Origin of the sequence: uncultured Thiocystis sp., assembly GCF_903866365.1 — a bacterium.
Classification (GTDB): Bacteria; Pseudomonadota; Gammaproteobacteria; order Chromatiales; family Chromatiaceae; genus Chromatium.
In genome coordinates, this window is record NZ_CAIPNF010000397.1 from 1 (window position 1) to 4,971 (window position 4,971).

Annotated in this window: 3 protein-coding genes and 1 pseudogene; 1 reads left to right on the top strand and 3 read right to left on the bottom strand. The window is 62.2% G+C overall.

The annotated features are described in order from the left end of the window. Positions 1–131: 131 nt before the first annotated feature. A pseudogene (locus tag QZY07_RS22125) lies at positions 132–850 on the bottom strand (IS3 family transposase); the annotation flags it as partial. A gap of 278 nt (positions 851–1,128) precedes the next feature. Here QZY07_RS22125 and QZY07_RS22130 point away from each other — a divergent pair. After that, on the top strand, positions 1,129–1,668 hold the full coding sequence (locus QZY07_RS22130; RefSeq protein WP_295407554.1) for a zinc ribbon-containing protein: 540 nt from the start codon (positions 1,129–1,131) through the stop codon (positions 1,666–1,668). A 102-nt stretch (positions 1,669–1,770) separates the two neighbouring features. Here the strand turns inward: QZY07_RS22130 and greA are convergent, their stop codons facing one another. Both greA and carB read right to left on the bottom strand, forming a co-directional pair. Beyond that, a complete protein-coding gene (gene greA / locus QZY07_RS22135) occupies positions 1,771–2,247 on the bottom strand; it encodes a transcription elongation factor GreA (RefSeq protein WP_295407557.1) in 477 nt (158 codons plus the stop codon). Between the two features lie 116 nt (positions 2,248–2,363). Next, positions 2,364–4,971: carbamoyl-phosphate synthase large subunit (gene carB, locus QZY07_RS22140; protein WP_295407560.1), on the bottom strand; the 2,608-nt coding region annotated here is incomplete at its 5' end.

Here is a 4,971-nt window from a genome sequence, read left to right on the forward strand (position 1 = left end):
CCTGGATGCACGGCGGCAACAGCAGTGGGGTGTCTCGGTCGATGGGGATGAACTCGACAGCCATGGAGGCTCCGCTGGGCTTCGGGGTGAGACACACGATTGTACTCGCGATGCGGGTGCTAAGCCGGACAGGCTCCTAGGTAAGCAAAACCGTGCGCCAGGCGGATATAGGTGATGTCGGTGCTCCAGACCTGGTTCGGGTGCGTGACCTCGATCCCGCGCAGCCGGTAAGGGTAGACCTTGTGCTCCGGATGGGGCTTGCTGGTCTTCGGCCCCGGCGCCATGCCGGCCAGACCCAGGACGCGCAGGAGTCGCTGGACGTGCTTGCGGTTGACCGCGTGGCCCTGGGCCTTCAAGTACACGACCATGCGCCGACTGCCGTAGAAGGGGCGCCGCGTGTACTGTTCGTCGATCAGGTTCAGCAACACCAGGTCCGACGCGTCGCGCGTCTCGCCCGCCGAGGCGGCATAGACCCAGGAGCGCGTGACCCCCGTCAGTACACATTGCCGACTTACCGCTAACGTATCGTCGCGTGCGATCCACTCACGCCGCAGGCTCACAGGCTCAACCCGGACTTTTTTTTCAACCAGTCCAGTTCCATCTTCAGCCGCCCGATCTCGCTGTAGAGTCGTTCCGGCGCACTCTGATCATCCGCCGGCTTGCGCCCGCGTTTGATCTCGAACAGCGTTCCAGCCTGCTCCAGAATCTCCTTCTTCCACTGCCCAACCTGCACTGGATGAACCCCGTGATCCTGACCAATCTCGTTGACGGTCTTGATCCCGCGGATCACCTCCAGACCCACCTTGGCTTTGAAGGCTGCCGTATAACTTTTGCGCTTTGCTTCGCCCATCTCAACCTACCCCTTTCGATTCGGTGTCGAGCTTAAATGACTGTCCGGTTTTAGGGGTCCACTTTAGAGAAAACGGAATACTCGTTCTGCATCCGCGAAGTCACAGGAGGGTCGCGAGTCGAATTCTTTCCTTCGGACATGTCCCAGGAGGTTTTATCGGTTGGTCCAAAGGCATTTGCTATCCTACTCTCAACGTCCTAGCTCAGGTTGGCTACCGAATGGAACGCATCGACTCTCCCGTCATCAACTGACTGCATCTCTACACCTGGAGGTACCGCATGACCGAAGAACACCAACACGACACCACCGACAAACTGGTCCACGCCTACGAGCAGATGCTCAAGCAGACGCACGAGACCATCGAGAAGGCGCAGAAAGAGTCCGTGCCCAAGTTCCGCGAGATGCTCGACAAGGCGCGCGACAACATGGTCGAACTCGGCGAGCTGACCCGCGAGGAAGCGGAAAAGGTCTCCGACTACATCAAGCGCGATATCGAGGACGCTGCCAATTACATCGCCGAGACCGGCCAGGAGATGCGCGACTGGTGGCGCTTCGATCTGGAACTGATCGAGCGGCGGATGATGGACATGTTCACCCAGGTCGCCGACCAGACCAGCCTGCAACTCGCCCAATGGGCCGAGAACGCGCGCCGGATGAGTCTGTATCAGGCCGGCGAGGTCACGGGACCGGGGACGCTCATCTGCGACCGCTGCGGCGCCGAGACCCATTTCGTCAAGGCCGGACGGATCCCGATCTGCGCCGAATGCGGCGGAACCAGTTTCCGTCGGCGTACCGAGGATGCGGATAAAACGGCGTAATTCATCTCGGCAAGTCCCGCAGGTTGCGCTGCGGGGTGCCGTGGATATTCAGTGACCCTAAATCCGGCAGTTGGAACCGCAAAGACAGTCTCCCGAATCGATTCAAATATAGCGAACTTCCAGAATCTCGAACTCCCGAATCCCGCCGGGCGCGGCAAGCGACGTCACGTCGCCCTCGCTCTTGCCGATCAGACAACGGGCGATAGGCGAGCCGATGGAGATCATGCCCAACTTGAGATCGGCCTCGTCCTCGCCGACGATCTGATAACACAGCTCGACATCCGCCTCAAGTTCCAGCACGCGAACCGTCGCGCCAAAGACCACCCGTCCAGTGGCCGGGAGCTGGGTGACGTCGATGATCTGAGCATTCGAGAGCTTGCCGTCGATGTCCTTGATGCGACCCTCGACAAAGCTCTGCTGCTCGCGCGCCGCGTGGTACTCGGCGTTTTCCTTAAGATCGCCGTGCGCGCGGGCCTCGGCGATCGCCTCGATGATGCGTGGGCGCTCGATGCGCTTGAGCCGATCAAGTTCCTCGCGCAATTTCTCAGCGCCCCTGGCGGTCAGAGGGACCTTGTTCATGGGTGATTTCCTCGTCTGGAGACGCCGCCCTGAAGCAATATCAGAGGCGGGCCAAACCCGTTGCGGGTTCTCTATAAAAAATGGCGGGCGCCTAAAAAACGCCCGCCAATCACGAATCAGTAAAGATCTTGTAACCGATTGACGCTGACGATGTCCAGTTGTTTCAACGCCAGACAGGTCGCCTCGGCGCCCGCGATGGTCGTGGTATAGGCGACCTTGTGCTGGAGCGCGGCGCGCCGGATCGCGGCCGAATCGGCAATCGCTTTAGCCCCTTCGGTCGTGTTGACGATGAAGCCAATCTCGTTGTTCTTGATCATGTCGACGATGTGCGGACGCCCCTCGGCGACCTTGTTAACCCCAAGACAGTCCAGGCCGGCCTCGCGAATCGCCGCGGCCGTCCCATGGGTGCCGTAGAGCGTGAAGCCGAAGCCCAGAAGATCGCGCGCGACCCGGATCAGGCGCGTTTTATCGACCTCGCGGACACTCAGCAGAGCCTTGCCACCACGTCGCGGCAGAAGACTTCCGGCCCCTTCCTGCGCCTTGGCATAGGCCTCGCCGAAGGATTCGCCAACCCCCATGACCTCGCCGGTGGACTTCATTTCGGGTCCAAGCAGGGTGTCCACGCCGGGGAACTTAATGAAGGGGAACACCGCTTCCTTGACAAAATAATGCTTGGGTTTCAGTTCGCGTCGCAGACCCTGTTCGGCCAGCGTCGTGCCGACCATGCAGCGGGCCGCGACCTTGGCGAGTGCCAGACCGATCGCCTTGGAGACGAAGGGCACGGTGCGCGAGGCGCGGGGGTTGACCTCAAGAATGTAGATGTCATCGCCCTTAATGGCGAATTGCGCGTTCATCAGTCCGACCACGTTCAGCGCGCGGGCCATGCGGGCCATCTGTTCTCGCATGTGGTCCTGGATCGAGGCCGAGAGGGTATAGGGCGGCAGCGAGCAGGCCGAATCGCCCGAATGCACGCCGGCCTGTTCGATGTGTTCCATGATGCCGCCGATCAGCACGTCGGTGCCGTCGCAGATGGCGTCCACGTCGACCTCGATGGCGTCGTCGAGAAAGCGGTCGAGCAACACCGGCGATTCGTTGGAGACCCGCACCGCCTCGCGCATGTAGCGGTAGAGTTCCGACTCGTCGAAGACGATCTCCATCGCCCGTCCGCCCAGCACATAGGAGGGACGCACGACCAGCGGATAGCCGATGATCGCGGCCTTGGTCACGGCCTCCGATTCGCTGCGGGCGGTCGCGTTCGGCGGCTGGCGCAGACCCAGTTGCTGGATCAATTGCTGGAAACGCTCGCGATCCTCGGCCAGGTCGATGCAGTCCGGGCTGGTGCCGATGATGGGCACGCCGGCCGCTTCCAGGTCTCGGGCGAGCTTCAACGGGGTCTGACCGCCGTACTGGACGATGACCCCGAGCGGACGCTCCTTGTCGACGATTTCCAGCACGTCCTCCAGGGTCAGCGGCTCGAAATAGAGCCGGTCGGAGGTGTCGTAATCGGTGGACACGGTCTCCGGGTTGCAGTTGACCATGATGGTTTCATAGCCGTCCTCGCGCAGGGCGAAGGCGGCATGAACGCAGCAATAGTCGAACTCGATGCCCTGACCGATCCGGTTCGGCCCGCCGCCGAGCACCATGATCTTCTGGCGATCGGTGGGGTCGGCCTCGCACTCTTCCTCGTAGGTGGAATAGAGATAGGCGGTGCTGGAGGCGAATTCGGCGGCGCAGGTATCGACCCGTTTGAAGACCGGGCGCAGTCCCTGTTGATGCCGGAGCGCGCGGATCTCGCCTTCCTTGCCGCCCACCAGATGGGCGATGCGACGGTCCGAGAAGCCCTGGCGCTTGAGCGCGCGCAGACGCTCCAGCGTGAGACCGGCGCGACCCGCGATGCAGAGTTCGCCCTCGGCGCGGACCAGATCCTCGATCTGGGCCAGAAACCAGGGGTCGATCCAGCTCAGTTCGTGGATTTCCTCCAGGCTGATGCCCACGCGGAAGGCATCGGCCACATAGAAGATGCGCTCGGCGCCGGTCTGGCGCACCTCCAGCCGGATTTTATCGACGGCGTCGGGATCGGCAAGGTCGACGATTTCATCGAGTCCGTAGCGATCGATTTCCAGGCCCCGGATCGCCTTCTGCAGCGACTCTTGAAAGGTCCGTCCGATGGCCATGACCTCGCCGACCGATTTCATCTGGGTGGTCAGACGGGCATCGGCCTGGGGGAATTTCTCGAAGGCGAAGCGCGGGATCTTGGTGACCACATAGTCGATGCTCGGCTCGAAGGAGGCCGGGGTAGTTCCGCCGGTGATCTCGTTGCGCAGCTCGTCGAGCGTGTAGCCCACGGCCAGCTTGGCGGCGACCTTGGCGATCGGAAAGCCGGTCGCTTTGGAGGCCAGCGCCGAGGAGCGCGACACCCGCGGGTTCATCTCGATGATGATCATCCGCCCGTCGGCGGGGTTGATCGCGAACTGCACGTTGGAGCCGCCGGTGTCGACGCCGATCTCGCGCAGCACCGCGATGGCGGCGTTGCGCATGATCTGATATTCGCGGTCGGTCAGGGTCTGGGCCGGGGCGACCGTGATGGAGTCGCCGGTGTGCACGCCCATGGGGTCGAAGTTCTCGATCGAGCAGATGATCACGCAGTTGTCGGCCCGGTCGCGCATGACCTCGAGCTCGTACTCCTTCCACCCGGCGATCGACCGCTCGATGAGGATCTCCGAG